Source organism: Inquilinus limosus (genome assembly GCF_051487185.1).
In the GTDB taxonomy this organism is placed as follows: domain Bacteria; phylum Pseudomonadota; class Alphaproteobacteria; order DSM-16000; family Inquilinaceae; genus Inquilinus; species Inquilinus limosus_F.
This window is the reverse complement of the sequence record NZ_JAHVDK010000012.1, coordinates 152,997-172,654: the sequence shown is the minus strand read 5'-3', so window position 1 is coordinate 172,654 and position 19,658 is coordinate 152,997. Positions and strand designations below refer to the sequence as shown.

Annotated in this window: 16 protein-coding genes; 8 read left to right on the top strand and 8 right to left on the bottom strand. The window is 70.3% G+C overall.

Annotated features, from left to right (window positions below):
* The first annotated feature begins 25 nt into the window (after positions 1-25).
* From KXR53_RS15850 to KXR53_RS15825, 6 genes are all read left to right on the top strand, one after another.
* Positions 26-1,357 carry an ABC transporter substrate-binding protein gene (locus KXR53_RS15850; protein WP_437376196.1) on the top strand — a complete coding sequence of 444 codons (1,332 nt, stop codon included), beginning with the start codon at positions 26-28 and terminating at the stop codon, positions 1,355-1,357.
* 6 nt (positions 1,358-1,363) lie between these two features.
* On the top strand, positions 1,364-2,311 hold the full coding sequence (locus KXR53_RS15845; RefSeq protein WP_437376195.1) for a carbohydrate ABC transporter permease: 948 nt from the start codon (positions 1,364-1,366) through the stop codon (positions 2,309-2,311).
* An 11-nt stretch (positions 2,312-2,322) separates the two neighbouring features.
* Positions 2,323-3,153 carry a carbohydrate ABC transporter permease gene (locus KXR53_RS15840; protein WP_437376194.1) on the top strand — a complete coding sequence of 277 codons (831 nt, stop codon included), beginning with the start codon at positions 2,323-2,325 and terminating at the stop codon, positions 3,151-3,153.
* A gap of 146 nt (positions 3,154-3,299) precedes the next feature.
* The gene (locus KXR53_RS15835) at positions 3,300-3,716 is read left to right on the top strand and encodes a hypothetical protein (RefSeq protein ID WP_437376193.1); all 417 of its coding nucleotides are present in this window, start codon (positions 3,300-3,302) and stop codon (positions 3,714-3,716) included.
* Positions 3,717-3,817: 101 nt separating this feature from the next.
* Complete coding sequence (locus tag KXR53_RS15830) at positions 3,818-5,800, top strand: hydantoinase/oxoprolinase N-terminal domain-containing protein (protein WP_437376192.1); 1,983 nt, start codon at positions 3,818-3,820, stop codon at positions 5,798-5,800.
* A 221-nt stretch (positions 5,801-6,021) separates the two neighbouring features.
* A complete protein-coding gene (locus KXR53_RS15825; RefSeq protein ID WP_437376191.1) occupies positions 6,022-7,587 on the top strand; it encodes an alkaline phosphatase PhoX in 1,566 nt (521 codons plus the stop codon).
* A 40-nt stretch (positions 7,588-7,627) separates the two neighbouring features.
* Here the strand turns inward: KXR53_RS15825 and KXR53_RS15820 are convergent, their stop codons facing one another.
* From KXR53_RS15820 to KXR53_RS15810, 3 genes are read right to left on the bottom strand one after another with little or no spacing between them, the layout of a single operon-like run.
* A complete protein-coding gene (locus KXR53_RS15820) occupies positions 7,628-8,173 on the bottom strand; it encodes an N-acetyltransferase family protein (protein WP_437376190.1) in 546 nt (181 codons plus the stop codon).
* Positions 8,174-8,181: 8 nt separating this feature from the next.
* Complete coding sequence (locus KXR53_RS15815; RefSeq protein WP_437376189.1) at positions 8,182-8,751, bottom strand: helix-turn-helix domain-containing protein; 570 nt, start codon at positions 8,749-8,751, stop codon at positions 8,182-8,184.
* A gap of 53 nt (positions 8,752-8,804) precedes the next feature.
* Positions 8,805-9,614, bottom strand: a complete 810-nt coding sequence (locus tag KXR53_RS15810) for a hypothetical protein (protein ID WP_437376188.1) — start codon at positions 9,612-9,614, stop codon at positions 8,805-8,807.
* Between the two features lie 169 nt (positions 9,615-9,783).
* Here KXR53_RS15810 and KXR53_RS15805 point away from each other — a divergent pair, with 169 nt between their 5' ends.
* The gene (locus KXR53_RS15805) at positions 9,784-10,929 is read left to right on the top strand and encodes a serine hydrolase domain-containing protein (protein WP_437376187.1); all 1,146 of its coding nucleotides are present in this window, start codon (positions 9,784-9,786) and stop codon (positions 10,927-10,929) included.
* Here KXR53_RS15805 and KXR53_RS15800 read toward each other — a convergent pair.
* From KXR53_RS15800 to KXR53_RS15785, 4 genes are all read right to left on the bottom strand, one after another.
* On the bottom strand, positions 10,926-12,467 hold the full coding sequence (locus tag KXR53_RS15800; protein ID WP_437376186.1) for a S10 family peptidase: 1,542 nt from the start codon (positions 12,465-12,467) through the stop codon (positions 10,926-10,928). The genes KXR53_RS15805 and KXR53_RS15800 overlap by 4 nt on opposite strands.
* A gap of 34 nt (positions 12,468-12,501) precedes the next feature.
* Positions 12,502-13,056: a UDP-4-amino-4,6-dideoxy-N-acetyl-beta-L-altrosamine N-acetyltransferase gene (gene pseH, locus KXR53_RS15795; protein WP_437376185.1), complete on the bottom strand. Its 555-nt coding sequence runs from the start codon at positions 13,054-13,056 to the stop codon at positions 12,502-12,504.
* Positions 13,057-13,158: 102 nt separating this feature from the next.
* Complete coding sequence (locus tag KXR53_RS15790) at positions 13,159-15,195, bottom strand: elongation factor G (protein ID WP_437376184.1); 2,037 nt, start codon at positions 15,193-15,195, stop codon at positions 13,159-13,161.
* 120 nt (positions 15,196-15,315) lie between these two features.
* Complete coding sequence (locus KXR53_RS15785) at positions 15,316-16,602, bottom strand: amidohydrolase family protein (protein WP_437376238.1); 1,287 nt, start codon at positions 16,600-16,602, stop codon at positions 15,316-15,318.
* A 90-nt stretch (positions 16,603-16,692) separates the two neighbouring features.
* Here KXR53_RS15785 and KXR53_RS15780 point away from each other — a divergent pair, with 90 nt between their 5' ends.
* Positions 16,693-17,163, top strand: coding sequence for a GNAT family N-acetyltransferase (locus KXR53_RS15780; protein WP_437376183.1), 471 nt, complete (start codon positions 16,693-16,695; stop codon positions 17,161-17,163).
* Between the two features lie 16 nt (positions 17,164-17,179).
* Here KXR53_RS15780 and KXR53_RS15775 read toward each other — a convergent pair whose 3' ends face one another.
* A complete protein-coding gene (locus tag KXR53_RS15775) occupies positions 17,180-19,555 on the bottom strand; it encodes a beta strand repeat-containing protein (protein ID WP_437376182.1) in 2,376 nt (791 codons plus the stop codon).
* Positions 19,556-19,658 lie beyond the last annotated feature (103 nt).

Sequence of the window (19,658 nt, the reverse complement as noted above, 5' to 3'; positions counted from 1 at the left end):
GCCCAACCAAGCAAGGGAGGACATGATGGGACTCTTTTCGAGACTGAGCCGCCGCTCGCTTCTGGCCGGCACCGCAGCGGCGGCCGCGGCCAGCGCCCTGCCCCGCATCCGTCCGGCCTGGGCCGCGCCGGACTGGAAGAAGTACGAGGGCACCCATATCGAGGTGAACCTGGTCAAGAGCCCGCGCAGCGAGACCATCGCCCGGAACCTGAAGGAGTTCACCGACCTGACCGGCATCGATGTCGGGCTGGAGCAGACGCCGGAGCAGCAGCAGCGGCAGAAGGCGGTGGTCGAGTTCAACAGCGGCGCGCCGAGCTTCGATGTCATCCATCTCAGCTACCACGTGCAGAAGCGGATGTTCGAGAAGGGCGGCTGGCTGGCCGACCTGCGGCCGTTCCTCGCCGACCCGTCCCTCGCCGATCCGAGCCTGAGCCTGAACGACTTCTCCAGCGCCGGCCTGGCCTATGCCACCGCCGCGGATGGCGCGGTCGGCAGCCTGCCGCTGAGCGTCGACTACTGGATCGTCTACTGGAACAAGGAGCTGTTCGCGGCCAAGGGGCTGAAGTATCCGAGCAGCTTCGAGGAGCTGGTCGCCGCCGCCGAGGCGCTGACCGACCCGGCCGCCGGCACCTACGGCTTCGTCGCCCGCGGCATGAAGAACGCCAATGTCCCGGTCTGGACCTCCTTCATGCTCGGCAACGGCGTCGCCCCGGTCGGCGACGACCGCAGCCTGGCCACCACTTCCGACGGCGCGGTCGAGGCGGCGAAGTTGTATCAGCGCCTGCTGACCAAGGCGGCTCCTCCCGGCGTCACCGGCTTCAACTGGAACGAGTGCCAGTCGGCCTTCCTGCAGGGCAAGATCGGCATGTGGCTGGACGGCGTCGGCTTCGCCAAGCCGCTGGAGGACCCGAAGCTGTCGCGCGTGGTCGGCAAGGTCGGCTACGGCGTCATGCCGAAGGGCCCGAAGGCGCAGGCCTCCGCCACCTTCGGCGACGGCATCGGTGTCGCGGCGGCCAGCGAGAACAAGGAGGCCGCCTTCCTGTTCTGCCAGTGGGCGGTGTCGCGCACGGTGCAGGCCGACCTGCTGCAGAGCGGCTCGGGCGTGCCGTTCCGCAATTCGATCCTGGACGATGCCGAGGTGCGCAAGGGTGTGGCCCTGCCGCCAGACTGGATCGACGCCGTCTCCGGCTCGGCCAAGATCAGCAAGCTCGGCCTGCCGGTGATCGTGCCGGTCACCGAGTTCCGCGACATCTTCGGTATCGCCCTGACCAACATCGCCGGCGGGGCCGACCCGGCGGCCGAGCTGGCCAAGGCGACCGAGCAGTTCAAGCCGATCCTGGACAAGAGCGAGGCCTGAGGGGACATGCGGGCGAGCGTGATCGGGGCCGCGGACGCCGGGGCGGGCCGGCGGCGCTGGGTGCGGGCACGGCGGCCGAACGCCGTCGCGCCGACCCTGCGCACCTACCTGCCCTTCATCCTGCCGGCGGTGCTGGTGGTCGGGGCGGTGATCGTCTTCCCCTGGGCCTTCACCGGCTGGGTCAGCCTGCACGACTGGCAGGCCACCGGCGCCGGCGGCTTCATCGGCCTCGACAACTATGCCCGCCTGTTCGCCGACGCCCGCTTCGGCGAGGCGGTGTGGCACACCCTGGTCTACACCGTCCTCTCCGTGCTCCTGCCGCTGATCCTCGGCCTCGCGGCGGCGCTGGTGTTCAACGAGCGCTTCCCGCTGCGCGGCCTGGCCCGCGGCATCGTGATCATGCCGATGATGGCGACCCCGGTCGCCATCGCCCTCGTCTGGACCATGATGTTCCATCCGCAGCTCGGCGTGCTGAACTACCTGCTCAGCCTCGTCGGGCTGCCGCCGTCGCTCTGGGTGTTCGACCAGGCGACGGTGATCCCCTCGCTGGTGCTGGTCGAGACCTGGCAGTGGACGCCGCTGGTCATGCTGATCGTGCTGGGCGGGCTGTCCGCCCTGCCGGCCGAGCCCTATGAGAGCGCCCAGATCGACGGCGCCACCTGGCTGCAGCAGTTCCGCTACCTGACCCTGCCGATGATCTCGCCCTTCCTGATGGTGGCGGTGATCATCCGCTCGATCGACGCGCTGAAGAGCTTCGACATCATCTACGCCATCACCCAGGGCGGCCCGGGCACGGCGTCGGAGACGATCAACATCTATCTCTATACCCAGGCCTTCAGCTTCTACGATATCGGCTACGGCTCGGCAGTCGCCGTGGTCTTCTTCGCCATCGTCGTCGCCATGTCGCTGGCGCTCTTGTGGCTGCGCCAGCGCGCCAAGCTGGCCGCGACGTGAGGAGGTCGAGCATGCCCCGCCCCCTTGCCAAGACCCTGCGCCGCGCCGGCCTCATCTTCGCCGTGCTGGTGATCGTCTCGCCGGCGCTGCTGTTCTTCCTGTGGATGCTGTCGCTGTCGCTGAAGCCCGAGGTCGACAACATCAGCTATCCGCCGGTGCTGATCCCGACCAGCTTCGCGTGGAGCAACTACGCCCAGGTCTTCGCCGAGAACTCCTTCGGCCGCTACTTCATCAACAGCCTGATCGTCACCGGCAGCGCCACGCTGATCGGCCTGATGATCGGCGCGCCGGCCGCCTACGGCATCGCCCGGGCCAGGGCGACGAAGATGGCCGTGGTGGTGATGATCGCGCGCATGACGCCGGGCCTCAGCTACCTGATCCCGCTGTTCCTGATGTTCCGCTGGCTGGGGCTGATGGGCACGCTGTGGCCGCAGATCATCACCCATCTGGTGATCACCCTGCCGATCGTGATCTGGGTCCTGATCAGCTATTTCGAGGCCCTGCCGATCGAGCTGGAGGAGGCCGGGCGGATCGACGGCGCCAACCGCTGGCAGGTGTTCCGGCACGTTGTGCTGCCGCTGACCCGGCCGGGCATCACCGTGGCGCTGCTGCTGTCCTTCATCTTCTCCTGGAACAATTTCGTCTTCGGCATCGTGCTGGCCGGCCGCACCACCCGCACCCTGCCGGTCGCGGTCTACAACTCGCTGACCTTCGAGCAGGTGAGCTGGGGGCCGCTTTCGGCCGCGGCGCTGGTGGTGGTGCTGCCGGTGCTGGTGCTGACCGTGATCGCCCAGAAGCAGATCGTGGCCGGCCTGACCTCTGGCGCGGTGAAGGGCGGCTGAGCCGCCCTTCACCCGGATCGCTTCGCCCGCGCCGACCGGCGCATCCCCATCCAAATGGACCACTTGCAAATTATATAAAATACCCTACTTTATAGGTATATAGTCATGCATATATGCAGCGCATTGGCTCGGGGGAGGATGGTGTCATGTCCGTCATTCAATTCGCTGACGATACGGCCCTTCCATCGACGACGCCCAGGACCTTCCCGAGGACGGCGCCGGCCAGCCGACGCGACGAGATCCTCGCCCTGCGGCAGAACGCGGCCGAGATTCTGTGCCGGCTTCGGGATGTCCGCGACACCTGGTCCGAGGCCGATGCCCCGCCACCCCGGGAGCGCTGGATGCTGCGCCAAGTGCTGCACTGCCTGGCCGCCAGCCGCAATCCGCCGGCCGGGGATGAGTTCGACCGGATCGCCGCCGCCGGCGAGGTGCTGTCCCTGCTGATGGACCTGCCGGACGTGGCCTTCGAGGCCGAGGCTTCGGACGGCGAGGGCTACGACCTGGTCGATTTCGACGCCGATCTCGACGATGCGGACAGCCTGGCGGGCGAGGACGCGGCGTAGCTGCCGGCCGCTGATGGATCCTTCCTCGTCGCATGCCGAAAAGCTTTGCCGTGCGGGACGTCTTGTCCTAATCGGAGGCGATACTTCCGGCGCGGTTCATCTTGTCCCTTTCCCTCGGCATCGACACCGGCGGCACCTTCACCGATGCGGTCCTGTTCGACCCGGACCGCGGCGTCGTCGCCGCCGCCAAACGGCTGACCACCAAGCACGACCTGGCGCTGGGCATCGGCGCCGCGATCGACGCGGTGCTGGAGCAGCACCCTGCTGAGATCGGCTTCGTCGGCCTGTCCACCACCCTCGCGACCAACGCCGTGGTCGAGGGCCAGGGCAACCCGGCCTGCCTGATCCTGATCGGCTATCCCGAAGCGGCGCTGGACCGCGCCGGGCTGCGCGCCGCGATCGGCGGCGACCCGGTCGTCGCCGTCTCCGGCGGCCACCATCCGTCGGGCGAGGAGCAGGCGCCGCTGGACCTCGAGTCGGCCCGCGCCGCCATCCTGCGCCACGCCCCTTCCGTCACCGCCTTCGCCGTCGCCGGCTATTTCGCCGTGCGCAACCCGGCGCATGAGCAGGCGGTGCGCGACCTGGTGCGCGACCTGACCGGCAAGCCCGTGACCTGCGGCCATGAGCTGACCTCCGGCCTCGACGCGCCGCGGCGGGCCCTGACCGCCCTGCTCAACGCCCGGCTGATCCCGCTGACCGCGTCGCTGATCCGGGCGGTGCGTGGCCGGCTGGACGCCCGCGGCATCGCAGCGCCGCTGATGGTGGTGAAGGGCGACGGGTCGCTGATCGCCGACCGCTTCGCCCTGGCCCGGCCGGTCGAGACCGTGCTGTCCGGCCCCGCCGCCAGCGTGGTCGGCGCCCGCTGGCTGACCGGCCGCGAGGACTGCTTCGTCTCGGATATCGGCGGCACCACCACCGACATCGCCATCCTGAAGGACGGCCTGCCCCTCCTGAGCCGCGAGGGCGCCCAGGTCGGCGGCTGGCGTACCATGGTCGAGGCGGTGGAAATCCGCACCTTCGGCCTGGGCGGCGACAGCGAGGTGCGGGTCGAGCCCGGCATCGGCCTCGCCGTCGGGCCGCGCCGGTCGGTGCCCTTGAGCCTGCTGGCGCATCAGCATCCGGAGATGCTGGTGGCGCTGCGCCGCCAGGCCGAGCGCGCTGAAGGCACCAGCCTGGACGGCCGCTTCGCCCTGCGCCTGCGGGCGCTGGACACCGACACGCTGTCGCCGCAGGAGCGGCGGATCTGGGACGCGCTGGCCGACGGGCCGCAGCCGCTGGAGGCGGTGCTGACCAGCCACCTGCTCGACCGGCCGCTGGAGCGGCTGGTGGCGCGCGGGCTGGTGATCCTGTCCGGCTTCACCCCGACCGACGCGGCGCATGTTCTGGGGCTGCATGGCGGCTGGTCGCGCGAGGCGGCGCTGCTGGGCGCAACCCTATGGACCCGCCGCCCGGCCGAGCCGGGCTGGACACCGCCCGCCGATGCCGAGGTCTTCGCCCGGGCGGTGCTGGAGCGGCTGACCGGGGACAGCGCCCTGGCGCTGGTCGAGGCGGCGCTGGCCCGCGACGGCGTCGTCGAGCCGGCGCGGGAGGCGCGCGGCCTGCTGCCCCGCCGGGCGGTGGCGGGCGATGCCCCCGTCTCCACCTTGCTGCGCCCTGCCCTCGCCCTCGGCCTGCCGCTGGTCGGGATCGGCGCTTCGGCCGCGACCTACTACCCGGAGATCGCCCGGCGGCTCGGCACCGAATGCGTGGTGCCGGAACATGCCGGCGTCACCAACGCGATCGGCGCGGTGGCCAGCGGCGTGCTGCAGCGGGCGACGGTCACCATCACCGCGCCGGAGGAAGGCCGTTTCCGCGTCCATGCCCCGGGCGGCCTCCGCACCTTCGGCAGCCTGGAGGAGGCGGCCGCCCATGCCGAGGCCGAGGCGTGCGGCCGGGCCGAGGTCCTGGCGCGCGAGGCCGGCGGCCGGGAGGTGGCGGTGACCGTCACCCGCGCCGACCGGGTGGTGACGATGGCCGGCGGCCTCGACCTGTTCGTCGAAAGCACCGTCACCGCCACCGCCGCAGGGCGGCCGCGGATGGGATGATGGCCGACGAGCCTGCGAAACAAATCTGAAATATCTGAGAAGATATCCACGCTATTTCTTTTCCCGAGACCACGTCTCCTTAACAAAAGTTTATCTTATCTCGGCTATAGCTCGCTCCGTCAGTGATTCCATTGACTTGGGGACAGCCATCCTCAGGCGTTCGCCGGCCGGCATGGCTCGGACGGCCCAGGTCGACGGACAGCCAGCAGGAGCCAGCAACGATGTCCCTTCCCACCTCCCGTCGACTCGTCCTTCAGGGTGGCGCCGCCGCCGTGGCCCTGGGCGTGATGGACAGCCTGGGCGCGCTGTCGCTGCGCCAGGCCCAGGCCGCCGCCAAGGGCGAGAACTGGACCGCCCCGGTGCCGAGCCCCTATGGCGGGCTCGCCCCCGTGGCCGACCAGAGCACGGGCCTGCCATTGCTGCTGCTGCCGCCGGGCTTCAGCTACAGCTCCTTCGCCTGGACCGGCGACCGCATGGCCGACGGCCAGCCCGTCCCCGCCCGCCATGACGGCATGGCGGTGATGGCCGACCGCGGGCGGTTCGGCTGGGGCGGCTGGCACGGCCGCGGGCGTGGTCACGGCCGCGACCCGGAACTGGTGCTGATCCGCAATCATGAGGTCAGCGCCTCCGCCACCCCGATCAGCGCCCCCGGCACCTACGACACCGGGACGATCGGCACCACCGGCCAGCGCGCCGGCGGCGGCACCACCACGCTGCGCTTCCGCGACGGCAAGTGGCAGACGGCCGAGGCCAGTCTCGCCGGCACGCTGGTCAACTGCGCCGGCGGCCCGACGCCCTGGGGCACCTGGCTGAGCTGCGAGGAGGTCAAGACCAACGCCCTGTCCAGCGCCGGCCGCCGGCACGGCTATGTCTTCGAAGTGCATCCGGAGGCCGAGCGCACCACCGGCCGCCCGCTGGTGGCGATGGGCCGCTTCAGCCACGAGGCGGTGGCGATCGATCCGCGCACCGGCATCGTCTATCTGACCGAGGATGACCGCAACAAGGCGGGGCTGTACCGCTTCATCCCCGACGACCGCTCCGGCCGGCCGGGATCGCTGGAGCATGGCGGCCGGCTGCAGATGGCGCGGGCGCGCCGCCGGCCCAACGCCGACCTCGTCGTCGCGCATATCGGCGACGAGTACGAGCTCGAATGGATCGACATCCGCGAGCCGGACATGGACGCCGTCGCCGCGCCGACGGACTTCCCCGACATCGGCGCCGGCGAGACCCTCAGCGGCCCGTTCGCGCAGGGCTGGGCCCAGGGCGCGCTGCGCATGAGCCGCGGCGAAGGCATCTTCTATGCCGATGGCATGATGTTCATCGTCGACACCAGCACCGGGGTGGAGCCGAGCGGCCGCCGGGGCCGCGGCTACGGCGCGGTCTGGGTGCTGCACCTCGCCTCGCAGCGCCTGCGGGCCCTGTTCGTCAGCGAGAGCCAGATCGCCGCGCACAACCCCGACAACATCACCGTCAGCCCGCGCGGCGGCGTGGTGCTGTGCGAGGACCCGGATGCGGCGCCGGACGGCAGCCCCGACGCCTTCGGCCCCGGCACGCGGCTGGTCGGCCTGACCCGTCGCGGCGCGCCCTTCTACCTGCTGAAGAACAATGTCGAGCTAACCGCGAGCCAGATCGCCGGCGCCGGCAAGACCATCGCCGAGGGCGACTACCGCGACAGTGAGTTCTGCGGCGCCTGCTGGAGCCCGGACGGCCCGACCCTGTTCGTCAATGTCCAGAGCCCGGGCATCACCTTCGCGATCACCGGCCCGTGGGAGCGCGGGCCGCTCTGATCCGGCAGTGCAGGCCGGGTTCGCCTTGTGCGAACCCGGTCTACGCCCCGAGCTGTTTCAGCATGTAGCTGGTGTCCTCCAGCATGCCGGCGGGGGAGCGGGCGTGGCCGGGGACGATGCCGAACAGGCGGAAGCCTAGGCTTTCATACAGCTTCTCGCCGTTATCGCCGCGCCGGGTGTCGAGCAGCAGCAAGCTGCGGCCGTGGCGGCGCGCCAGGTCCTCGGCCGCGAGCATCAGCATGCGGGCGATGCCGCGGCGCCGCGCCGCCGGATGCACCAGCAGCTTGGCGATCTCGGCACGGTGGATCCCGTTGGCCGGCATGCCGAGCACGAGCTGCACGGTGCCGACCGTGCGGCCATCCAGCCGCGCCACGATCAGGCGCCGGGCGCCGCTGCGGAACGCGGGTTCCAGCCCCCGCCAGAAATCCCGCGCCGCCGCGACCGTGAAGGGCAGCACGAAGCCGACGCTGGCGCCGTCCAGCACGCAGGCCTGCAGCACCTCCGCGAGGTCGTCGAGATGTTCGGCGAGACCGTCGGCCTCGACCTCCATCAGGGTGACCGGGGATGGAATGGAGGTATCGGGCATGACGGCGCTCACGGCTTGCAGACGGCGATGACGTAGTGGGCCGGGCGCGGCCCGGGGCAGGCGAAGCGGGTCGGGCCGAACAGGCGGAAGCGCAGGCAGTCGCCCGGCTCCAGCCGGTGGCTGGTGCCGTCGACGGTCAGCTCCAGCACCCCGTCCAGCATCCAGACATGCTGCTCCAGCCCCTGGATCGGTGGCCCGTCATAGGCCACCACCGCGCCGGCAGGCAGCGTGCCTTCCACCAGCTCGCCGCGGAAGCCCGTGGCCGGCGGCGACACGCTGCGGCGGCGGAAGCCGCTCTCGGGATCGGTCCAGCCCGGCTGCTCGGCCCGGCGCAGATGCTGCGGCGGGTCGGTCTCGACCTCGGCGATCAAGCCGGACATGGTGCGGCCATAGGCGGTGCAGAGCCGGCCGAGCAGCGAGGCGGTCGGGCTTGTCTCGCCGCGCTCCATCCGCGACAGCGTCGCCCGGCTGATGCCGCTGCGCTCGGCCAGGACGTCGAGCGACCACCCCTGCTCCGCCCGCAGCGCCGCCAGGCGGGCGGCCAGACGAGCGTCCACCGGCTCCAGATCGTTGATCATCTCGCTTCTCATGATCGAGAAATTATCCCGACCATGAGAGCGACCGCAAGGGCCTACCGCACCGGCGGCGGTGCGAAGCGCGGGTCGCGCGGCGCGTCGGCCGGGAACGGCTGCGCTTCGGCAGCCACCACGTCATTGGCCGGATCGTCGAGGGTGAACACCGCCATGCCGATGACGCCGATGTTGCGCGGATCGCCCTGCAGCGTATTGGCGGCATAAGCCTCGCCCGACGCGGAGAAGCGGAAGGCCGCGACCGCATCCTCGCTCTTGCGGAAACCCTCGATCACCAGCATGTCGCCGGGACGGACCACATAGCCGCGGTTGGCGATGCTGCCCGACCGGCCGCTCAGCACGTCGAGCCCATCCACCGTGGCCACGATCTCGACCGTCTGCCGGCTGCGATTGCTGAAGGCAAGCCGGTACAGGTCGCCGGATCGGCCGCGAAGCCGGAACTCGCCGTTGGCGGCGGGCGTCACGGGCATCGACCGGCCCTGGGCGTCGAGCACCGCCCATTCGATCCAGCCATAAGCGACAGGCAGCCTGCGGAATGCGGCGCCGGATGTCCCGGCCGGGCGACCGCCCTCGTAGCGGATCGTCACTCTGCCTTCGGGGCTGGACCACAAGCGGTCCAGATGGACGAAACGGATCGAGGACGCGATCGTCTCCCCCCATCGCGTACCGAGCCGGCTCGTCGGCGCCGGCTCGCTCCACGGAGCCATCAGACGATCCGCACTTGGAGCCAGCGTCTCCTGCCGCACCATCGGCGTCTCGGCCACCGACGGCGGCGGCGCCGGCCGGGACGAGATGCAGGCGGCCAGCGCCAAAAGCAGCCCGGCCGGCAGAATTCTCCAAAGAACGCGCATGATCCCTCCCCCGAGACATCCAGCGCCGCATGATCCCTCCCGCTCTGCGGCGAAGCCGTGGCCAGCCGGAGGTGAATCGAAGGCCGAGCAATCCCGGTACAGTGGCGCTCCGGTGTCCCTGCTAGGGATCGGCGGCGGGCCTTCCGCCCGTGAAGAGACGGAGACGACCATGCCGCTGCGTCGAGCCCTGCCCCTCCTCGCCCTCCTCGCCTCCCCCGGCGCCGCCTCGGTCGCCGATACGCTGCCCGAGTGTCGTGCGCCGGCGGTGCTGGACGATGGCTGGGCCGTTGCCGCGCCCGCGGGCGAGGGCTTCGAACCGGCAACGCTCTGCGCCCTCGGCCCGACGCTCGCGGCCTGGACCGAGGGCAACGCCCATGCCGTGCTGGTCGCGCGGCACGGCCGTCTGGTCTATGAGCGGTACTTCGCCGGCGAGGACCAGATCTGGGGCCAACCGCTGGGGCGCATCCCGCACGACGCCGAGACCCGGCACGACCTGCGCTCGATCACCAAGAGCGTCACCGCGCTGCTGGTCGGCATCGCCGTCGACACTGGCTGGATCAAGGACATCGACGCACCGGTGCTGTCGCTGCTGCCGCAATACGCCGATCTGCGCTCGCCAGAGACGGACCGCATCACCCTGCGCCACCTGCTGACCATGTCGAGCGGGCTGGCCTGGAGCGAGGAACTGCCCTACAGCGATCCGCGCAACAGCGAGCGGCTGATGTCGGACGCGCCGGACCCGTATCGCTACGTGCTGGAGCAGCCCTTCGCCGCCGCGCCGGGCGAGCGCTTCACCTATAGCGGCGGGGCGACGGCGTTGCTGTCCGCGGTGCTGAAGCAGGTGTCCGGCCGATCGCTGGACGTGCTGGCGCAGGAGGTGCTGTTCGCGCCGCTCGGCATTGCCGATGCCGAATGGGTGCGCTACCCGAACGGCGACCCGATCGCCGCCTCCGGCCTGCGACTGCGGCCGCGCGACATCGCCAGGATCGGCCAGCTGGTGCTCGATCGTGGCGCCTGGCAGGGCAGGCAGATCGTCTCCGCGGAATGGATCGAGCAGGCGACCACGCCGCAGATCGCCGTCGACGACCGGTTCTCCCACGGCTTCCATTGGTGGCTGGGCCGGTCCTTGGTGGATGGCCGGGAGATCGGCTGGATCGCCGGCATCGGCTGGGGCGGGCAGCGGCTGTTCCTGGTGCCATCCGCGGAGCTGCTGGTGGTGATCACCGCCGGCCTCTACGACCGGCCCGACCTGCAGAACGAGCTGGCCCGGATGGTGCTGGAGCGCCACGTGCTGCCGGCGGTGACGGGTCTTTAGGGCGACGCCTGCGAGCGGTAGAAGGCAGCCGCATCGGCGGTGAAGGCGGCGCGGGCGGAGGAGTCGAAATAGAACATGTGCCCGCCCTTGTAGAGCCGGAACGTCACGCGCCCCGCCGGCCCCGCGGGCGGCAGATGGTCGATCACGTAGCGGCTGACGGAATAGGGCGTGACGATGTCGCTGCGGCCATGGGCGACCAGCACGTCGAGATCCGGATTGAGCGCCAGCAGCTCGCGCAGATCCTGCTCGATGCTGGCCTGGGCGATGCCGCCGCGGGCCTCCCACTTCCAATCCCGGGCGACCTGTCGGTTGAGCAGGTTGAAGGTCAGCACCGTCCTGAAGCCGAGCGCATTCTGCGCGTAGCCGACGAACAGCCCGCCCAGGGCCTGGGTGTAGCCGTCGAGCACGGGGTCGGGACCGTCGTCCGGAGAGCCGGGGAACGGATCGGGCGCGAGAAAGGCGGCGTCGTAGGGGCTGGCGATCTCCGCCCCATCCTCGCCGGCCTGCTCGAGAATGGCGTTGCCGATGAAGCCGCGCGAGCGGGCGACCACGTCGGCCGGCCGCCCGATGATCGCAGCCACCCGGGCATGGAAGGCATCGGCCGCCTCGCCTTCGGGCGGCCGCCCGGCCAGGGTCGTCAGATAGTCGGTCAAGGCGAAACGCTCGGCCGCAGCGAGCGCCTCGGGCGTGAAGGCGCCGCGGCGATCGAGTTCGGCCGCGGCGAGCGAGGGCAGCCGCAGCGCGGCGACGAGCGCGAGCCGGTCGGCCCCGAATTGCAGCGGGCCCTCCATGAAGGGCGAGACCATGACGATGCCGTTGACCATGACACCCTGGTCGCGCTGCAGCGCGCGCGCCACCTTCACGCTGCGGAAACCGCCATAGCTTTCCCCGAGCAGGAATTTCGGCGAGGTGTTGCGCCGGCTCTGCGCCAGATAGAGGGCGATGACCTTGGCAAGCGATTGGGCGTCGGCGCGCTCGCCCCAGAAGTCGTCCGACTTGTCTGGCTTGACGGCGCGGCTCCATCCGGTCCCCACCGGATCGATGAAGACCAGGTCGGTGAAGGCCAGCCAAGTGTCGGGATTGTCGCGCAGGCGCGCCCTGGCGGGAGTCCGCGGGAAGTCGGACGACACCGCCTGCGGTCCCGCCAGTCCGAGCTGCAGATAGGCCGAGGCCGCGCCGGGCCCGCCGTTGAATGCGAAGGTCACCGGACGGGTCCCGGCGGGAGCATCGTCCAGGACATAGGCGGTGTAGAAGACCGCGGCTGAACGCTCGCCATTCGGGTCGAACAGCGAGATGGTCCCGGCGGTGGCAGTGTAGGCCAGCGTCCGGCCGCCGACGGACAGAGTGTGCCTGGTGACCGAATCGGCCGGCAGCAGCGCCAGCACGCGGCCGGAAGAGGCCGAGCGGCCGGCGTCGCCTTCCGGCTGCTGCGCCAGGGCCGTGGCGGCCAGAAGCAGGACGAGCAGGCTGGCGAGGAGCGGTCGGAGGGAAATCCTGTGCAGGGCCGTCACCCGTCGAGCTGGGAACCCCAACGACATGTCGGCACCCGGACCGCCGCTGCCAAGTGCCTGCCTATTCGGTCTGGACCCCGCGCTCGCGCAGCATGGCGACCAGGGCGTCGCGCTGCGGCAGGTACTCGTCGCGCAGCAGGCCCAGCACGTAGGCGTCCAGGAACTGGCCCTGCTTGCGCACATGCTGGCGCAGCAGCCCCTCCTCCTTGAAGCCGAAGCGCTTGTGCATGCGGACGACGCCGGGGTTGCTGGCCAGCACTTCGCAGCACAGCTTGTTCAGCTTCAGCTCGAGGAAGACGTGATCCAGCACCCTGAGCTCGACCCAGCTGCCGATGCCTTTGCCGCGCAGATCACTGGCGCCGAGATAGAAGGCCCAGGAGCATTTGCTGTTCTGCTGGTCGATATCGACCAGGTTGGCGAGGCCGATCGGCTCGCCGTCGTCGAGGATGATCCAGTAGACCCGGCGCGGATCGGCCATGGCGCGGGCGAACCAGGCGTCGTGCTCCGGCCGCGTGATGACGTGGTCGCTGTACTGGTGGACCGCAACATGCGGCAGGCTCCGCCAGGTGAACAGCCGGTCGGAATCTCCCGGCTCCACCCGCCTCAGGCTCAGCATTCCCGCGCTCCCCCGGATTCTCGCGATGCGTGTGCCGTCATAGGCCGGGCCGCCCGCCGCTGCCAAGAGCCGCGACGGGCGATCGATGGGCTTACGAAGCGGCTATGCCGCCAAGGCGCGCCGGCGCTCCTCCACCACCTGCTCGGCGATGCGGCCCATCAGCTCCTGCAGATGGTCGAAGCGGGAGGTAAAGCTGCCGACGCCGAGCGTGACCGATCGCAGCTCGACCGCCAGGCCGTGCATCTCCGCTTCCGGCATCTGGCATTCGATCAGGTCCCAGCCGGTCCAGCCCTCGCGCGCGGTCATGCCGAGGATCTGGCCGCGCCGGCTCGAGACAATGGCATGGACTTTGGCGGTGTATTCCGACGGCACCGCGATGGTGACCGCCTGGATCGGCTCCAGCAGCACCGGGTCGCAATTCGCCAGCCCCTCGGCCATCGCCATCTGCGCCACCGTGCGGAAGGCCTGGTCGGAGCTGTCGACCGAATGGTGCTGGCCGTCGACCAGGGCCACGGCGATGTCGACCACCGGGAAGCCCAGCGGGCCGCGGTTCAGGGCCTCGCGCGCCCCCGCCTCCACCGCCGGGATATAGTTCTTCGGCACGGCGCCGCCGACCACCTTGTTCTCGAAGGCGAAGCCGCCGCCGCGCGGCAGCGGCCGGATCTCGACATGGATGTCGGCGAACTGGCCGTGGCCGCCGGTCTGGCGCTTGAACCGGGAGTGCTGCTTGGTCGGCCGCCGGATCGTCTCGCGATAGGCAGTGCGCGTCGGCACCGTGGTCACCGCGACGTTGAAGCGGCTCTTCAGCCGCTCGACCGCAATCTGCAGCTGGATGTCGCCCTGCCCGGCCAGCACCAGCTCGCCGGTGGCTTCGACATGCTGCACCGACAGGGCCGTATCCTCCTCGCAGATCTTGGCGAGCGAGGTGGTGAGCTTGACGTCGTCCTTGCGGTCCGACAGGGCCAGGGCGACGGCATGCACCGGATCCGCCGGCTTCGGCCAGTTCCAAGTCGCCTCGGTGGTGCCGTCGGCGCGCAAGGTCTGGCCGGTGGCGACGTCGTCGAGCCGGGCGATGCCGACGATCTCGCCCGGGCCGACCTCGGCCAGCTTCTGGCTCTCGCCGCCCTTCAGCCGGTAGAGGCCGGAGATCCGGCGGCTGCCGAGATTGCTGTTGTCGGCCAGCCGGCCGCTCCACAGCCGCACCAGGCTGAGCTTGCCGGTATGCGGCTGGTGCTGGGTCTTGAACACGGTGGCGGCGAATCCGCCCTGGGCGTCGTAGCCGAGCCGTGTCGCCGCCGCCTCATGCGACGGCGCCTCGTGGCGCAGCGCCTTCCACAGTCGGGTGACGCCATTGCCGTGCTCGGCCGAGCCGAAGAACACCGGCACAATCAGGTCCTGCTGCAGGTCGCGGGTGAGCTGGGCATAGATCTCCTGCGGCGCCGGGATCTTGTCCTCCAGCAGCTGCTCCAGGAGGGCGTCGTCAAAATCGGCCAGGGATTCGAGCAAGCTCTGGCGCGCCTCCTCCTGGCGCGGCCTGATGTCGCCAGGCGCCTCGATCAGGTCGGAGGATTGGTTCTCGCGCCATTTGTAGGCGCGGCCGCTGACTAGGTCGACATAGCCGGAGACGCTGTCGGCCTCGCGGATCGGCACCTCGCGCAACAGCAGCGGCCGGGACGAGACCTGCTGCAGGGACGCCAGCAGGTCGCGCATGCGGATGCCGGACCGGTCCATCTTGTTGATGAACAGGATGTGCGGGATCTCGTGCTCGTCGAGGAAGCGCAGCAGCGGCGCCAGGATCACGGCGCGGTCGGGATCGGCCTCGGCCACCACCACGGCGATGTCGGCGACCATCAGCGCGGCCAGGGCGTCCTGCGCCAGCTCGACCGAGCCGGAGCAGTCGATCAGAGTCCAGTCCTCGTCCAGATAGCGGCAGGATGCGATGTTCGGCTCGATCGTCATCTGCCGGGCGCGGGACTCGGGCGAGGCGTCGCCCACGGTGTTGCCCTGGGCCACGCTGCCCTTGCGCGGGATCGCGCCGGCGCTGTGCAGCAGCGCTTCCAGCAGCGTGGTCTTGCCGCTCGAATACGGCCCGACCAGGGCCGCGCTTCTGTATCTGGGGGCAGGGCGTTCCTGCGGCATGCGCATCCTCCCTTCTGCACGGGCCCGCCGTGCCGACCGGGCGCATTGCCCGATCACGCGGGCGCCTTCAGGCATCAGGATGACACTTCCGCGACGATCGGCACAGCCCCGATCGAAGCCTCAGGCGATCGACCCCGGCGTGAAGGTCGGGGCGACGCTGGCTGGGCGGCCCGGCAGGTCCAGCGCCGTCACCCGCTCCGGCGTCCGGGCGACGATGCGGCCGGCGCGCAGGACCAGGAGGCGGGTGGTCTTCAGCCGCACCGCCTCGAACGGGTCGGCGGCCTGCAGCACCACCAGGTCAGCCCGGCAGCCCGGCGCCAGGCCGTAGCCGTCAAGCTCCAGGATCTTCGCCGCCTCGGTGGTCACAGCGGCGAAGCACCGGCCGATGGCGTCGAGCGAGGTCATCTGCCCGACATGCACCGCCATATGGGCCACCTCCAGCATGTCGGCCGAACCCATCGAGTACCAGGGGTCCATGACGCAGTCCTGGCCGAGAGCGACGGTGATGCCGGCCGCCATCAGCTCCGACACCCGGGTCATGCCACGGCGCTTCGGATAGGTGTCGTGCCGGCCCTGCAGGGTGATGTTGATCAGCGGATTGGCGATCGCGGCGACGCCGGCCTCGCGCATCAGCGGGATCAGCTTCGAGACATAGTAGTTGTCCATCGAATGCATCGAGGTCAGGTGCGACCCCGTCACCCGGCCTCCGAGGCCGAGGCGATGGGTCTCCGCCGCCAGCGTCTCGATGTGGCGGGACATGGGGTCATCGCTCTCGTCGCAATGCAGGTCGACCGGCAGCCCCCGCTCCGCCGCGATCTCGCACAGCCGGCGCACCGAGGCGGCGCCGTCCGCCATCGTGCGCTCGAAATGCGGGATGCCGCCGACCACGTCGACGCCGAGGTCGAGCGCGCGCAGCAGGTTCCGCTCGGCAGTGGCGGAGCGGTAGAGCCCGTCCTGCGGGAAGGCGACGAGCTGCAGGTCGAGATAGGGCGCGACGCGGCGCTTGACCTCGAGCAGCGCCTCGACCGCCAGCAGCCGGTCGTCGCAGACATCGACATGGCTGCGGATCGCCAGCAGCCCCTGCGCCACGGCAAGATCGCAATAGGCCATGGCGCGGGCGATCACCGCCTCCTGCGTCAGCTGCGGCTTCAGCTCGCCCCACAGCGCGATGCCTTCGAGCAGCGTGCCGGAGCGGTTCATCCGCGGCAGGCCGAGCGACAGCGTGGCGTCGAGATGGAAATGGGAGTCGACGAAGGGCGGCGTCACCAGCCGGCCGGTGACGTCGATCTCCTGTCCTGCCTCCGCGGCCAGATGCGGCTCGACCGCGGCGATGCGGCCGCCCTCGATGCCGACATCGATGCCGGTGCGGCCATCGGGCAGGTTGGCGTTGCGCAGGACGAGATCCATGGCGGGGCTGGCCTTCACGAAATTTCACTGAGGGAACGGCGCCGCCGACGATAGCATGCGGCCAGTGCAGAGAAAGACGGGAGAGCACCCATGTTCGGCTCGACATGGGGCGAGATCCGCCGGGCCCAACCCGACGAGGCGGAGGCGATCCGCGCCCTGGTGCGCCGCGCCTATGCGAAATGGATCATCAGCGTCGGCCGCGAGCCGATGCCGATGCGCGCCGACTATGTCCGCGCCCTGGCCGAGCACGAGATCTGGATGATCGACGGCATCCATGGCTGCATCGCGCTGATCGAGCTGAAGCCCGAGCCCGACCACCTGCTGATCGTCAATGTCGCGGTCGACCCCAGCCATCAGGGCCGCGGCCTCGGCCGCCGGCTGCTGGACTTCGCCGAGCAGGAGGCGCGACGGCGCGGCCTGCCCGAGATCCGGCTCTACACCAACATCCGGATGTCGGAGAACCGCGCCCTCTACGCCGCCCGCGGCTATCGCGAGACGCATCAGGAGCAGCGGGGCGAGTTCACCATCGTGCACATGGCCAAGCCCGTCCCCGCCGCTTGATGCTTGGACGGCGGACCTACAGCACGAAATCGGCGGCCACGAGGGCGATGCTGCCGGTCAGGGTGATGTGGAAATCGGTGACCTTATCGCCGTTGACGTCGCCGCCGATCGTGGTGACGCCATTGACCACGGCGTAGCGGAGCTGGCCGGCGACGCCGGTGTAGAGAGCGGAGCCAATGAAGCTGAAGGCCTGGTTGCCGGCGATGCCGGCGTTGGCGTCGATTGCGCTCAGGTCGATGCGGTCGGCTTGGGCGTGGCTGAAATCGGTGACCCGATCGGCATCGGCACCGACCACGCTGTCGCCGAGAGCGATGAAGTAGAACCGATCGGCCCCGGCACCGCCGGTGAGAGTGTCCTTGCCGGCCCCGCCGACGAGGGCGTCGTTGCCGTTCCAGCCCTGCAGCGTGTTGGCGCCGGCGTCCCCGGCCAGGCCGTCATTGCCCTGGCTGCCGGAGAGGTTCTCGATCCCGACCAGGACGTCGCCCTGGGCATCACCGCCGCCGACAGCGCCGGTAGCGAGGCTGACCGAGATCCCGACCGAGCTGTCGAAGTAGCTGGCGGTGTCGGTGCCGGCGCCGCCGTCGAGACGGTCCGCCCCCGCCCCGCCGCGGAGCGCGTCGTCGCCGTCCATGCCATTGAGCGTGTCGTTGCCGGCCATGCCGGCGAGCGTATCGGCGCCGCCGTAGCCGGACAGGATATTGGCCACGGCCGAGCCGGTCAGGACGTCGCCGAAGCCGACGGTGCCCACGATGTTCTCGATGTCGCCTCCGATCACGTCGCCCTGGGCGTCGCCTCCGGAGGCGGTCAGCGCCGTCAGGTTGACCATTACCCCCGCAGGGCCGTCATAGTTGATCGTGTCGATGCCGGCGCCGCCGGCCAGCACGTCGGCGCCGGCACCGCCGGTGAGGAAATCGTCCCCGTCGCCGCCGTTGAGCGTGTCGTTCCCGGCCAGGCCGGACAGCACGTCGGCACCGGCCTGGCCTGCGAGCCCATTGGCGGCGCCCGACCCCGTCAGGCTGTCGCCGAGGCCGGTGCCGCGGATGCTCTCGATATCGGTGCCGATGCTGTCGCCCTCGGCCTCGCCGCCGGCAGCGGTGAGCTGGGTCAGGTCGACGGTCACCCCGGCCGTGCCACCATAGGCGATCGTATCGGTGCCGGCGCCCCCGATCAGCGCATCCGCCCCGGCACCGCCCTGGAGCACGTCGTTGCCGGCGCCGCCATCGAGCGTGTCGTTGCCATCCAGCCCACTGAGCGTGTCGTTGCCGCCATTGCCCGACAGCACATTGGCGAAGATCGATCCGGTCAGGACGTCGTTGAACCCGTTGGTGCCCTGGATGTTCTCGATATCATTGGCGATCGTGTCGCCTTGGGCGTCGCCGCCGACGCCGGTCCCGCCGATGGCCACAGTGACGCCGGCCGGGCCGTCGTAGTAGCGGATGGTGTCGATCCCGGCGCCGCCGTTCAGCGTGTCCGCCCCGGCGCCGCCGTCGAGCACATCGTTGCCGCTGCTGCCGTTCAGGCTGCTGACCCCGCCATGGAGGACATCGTTGCCGGCGCCGCCGCGGAGCTGATCGTCGCCCGCGCCCCCGTCCAGCGTGTCATCGCCGCCCTGGCCGTCGATGATATCGGCGCCGCCCCGGCCCAGCACGACATTCGCCCCGGCCGAGCCGATCAGCGTGTCGGCGAAGCCGTTCGAGCCCTCGATGTTCTCGATATCCGCGCCGATCACGTCGCCCTGTGCGTCGCCGCCCGACGCGGTCAGGGCGGTCAGGTTGATGGCGATGCCGGCGGAGCTGAAGAAATAGGTGATCTGGTCGATGCCGGTGCCGCCGCTCAGCGTGTCCGCGCCGGCGCCGCCCTGGAGGACATCGTTCCCGTCGCCGCCGCGCAGTGTGTCCGTGCCTCCGCCCGCGGCCAGGGTGTCGTTGCCGGCGCCGCCGTCGAGCAGGTCGTTGCCCGACCCCGACGCATCGCCGGCGACCAGGCTGTCGTCGCCGCCGAGGCCATAGAGGATGTTGTTGCCTGCCCCGCCGACGAGCCGGTTGGCCGCAGCCGAGCCGGTCAGCGTGTCGTTGAAGGCCGATCCCTCGATGTTCTCGACATCGGCGGCCACCACGTCGCCCTGGGCGTCGCCGCCGCTGCCCGCACCGCCGATCGTGACGGTCACCCCCGCGGCGCTGGCGCCGTAATCGGCGGTGTCGATCCCGGCGCCGCCGTTCAGCGTGTCCGCGCCGAGCCCGCCGCGCAGCCGATCGTTTCCGTCGCCGCCATTCAGGGTGTCCTGGCCCTCGGCCCCGGCGAGGGTGTCGTTGCCGCCGAGCCCGTTGATCGTGTCGTTGCTCGCCATGCCCTCGAGATTGTCGATGCCAGCGCCGCCATTGATGACCGCCATGATGGATTCCGCTCGGAAAACGAGAATTTCGACCTCGGATCCTGCCGGAAAAAGACACTAATGACGGTTCGTTTTGCAGATATTTTATTTCGCGCGCTGGAGC

Excerpts from the sequence above, each read along its gene's own strand:
- KXR53_RS15780 (WP_437376183.1), top strand. The coding sequence starts at position 16,693 with ATGTTCGGCTCGACATGGGGCGAGATCCGCCGGGCCCAACCCGACGAG.
- KXR53_RS15835 (WP_437376193.1), top strand. The coding sequence starts at position 3,300 with ATGTCCGTCATTCAATTCGCTGACGATACGGCCCTTCCATCGACGACG.
- KXR53_RS15775 (WP_437376182.1), bottom strand. The coding sequence starts at position 19,555 with ATGGCGGTCATCAATGGCGGCGCTGGCATCGACAATCTCGAGGGCATG.
- KXR53_RS15800 (WP_437376186.1), bottom strand. The coding sequence starts at position 12,467 with ATGTCGTTGGGGTTCCCAGCTCGACGGGTGACGGCCCTGCACAGGATT.
- KXR53_RS15820 (WP_437376190.1), bottom strand. The coding sequence starts at position 8,173 with ATGCCCGATACCTCCATTCCATCCCCGGTCACCCTGATGGAGGTCGAG.
- KXR53_RS15790 (WP_437376184.1), bottom strand. The coding sequence starts at position 15,195 with ATGCCGCAGGAACGCCCTGCCCCCAGATACAGAAGCGCGGCCCTGGTC.
- KXR53_RS15850 (WP_437376196.1), top strand. The coding sequence starts at position 26 with ATGGGACTCTTTTCGAGACTGAGCCGCCGCTCGCTTCTGGCCGGCACC.
- pseH (WP_437376185.1), bottom strand. The coding sequence starts at position 13,056 with ATGCTGAGCCTGAGGCGGGTGGAGCCGGGAGATTCCGACCGGCTGTTC.
- KXR53_RS15845 (WP_437376195.1), top strand. The coding sequence starts at position 1,364 with ATGCGGGCGAGCGTGATCGGGGCCGCGGACGCCGGGGCGGGCCGGCGG.
- KXR53_RS15815 (WP_437376189.1), bottom strand. The coding sequence starts at position 8,751 with ATGATCAACGATCTGGAGCCGGTGGACGCTCGTCTGGCCGCCCGCCTG.
- KXR53_RS15810 (WP_437376188.1), bottom strand. The coding sequence starts at position 9,614 with ATGCGCGTTCTTTGGAGAATTCTGCCGGCCGGGCTGCTTTTGGCGCTG.
- KXR53_RS15805 (WP_437376187.1), top strand. The coding sequence starts at position 9,784 with ATGCCGCTGCGTCGAGCCCTGCCCCTCCTCGCCCTCCTCGCCTCCCCC.
- KXR53_RS15825 (WP_437376191.1), top strand. The coding sequence starts at position 6,022 with ATGTCCCTTCCCACCTCCCGTCGACTCGTCCTTCAGGGTGGCGCCGCC.
- KXR53_RS15785 (WP_437376238.1), bottom strand. The coding sequence starts at position 16,602 with ATGGATCTCGTCCTGCGCAACGCCAACCTGCCCGATGGCCGCACCGGC.
- KXR53_RS15840 (WP_437376194.1), top strand. The coding sequence starts at position 2,323 with ATGCCCCGCCCCCTTGCCAAGACCCTGCGCCGCGCCGGCCTCATCTTC.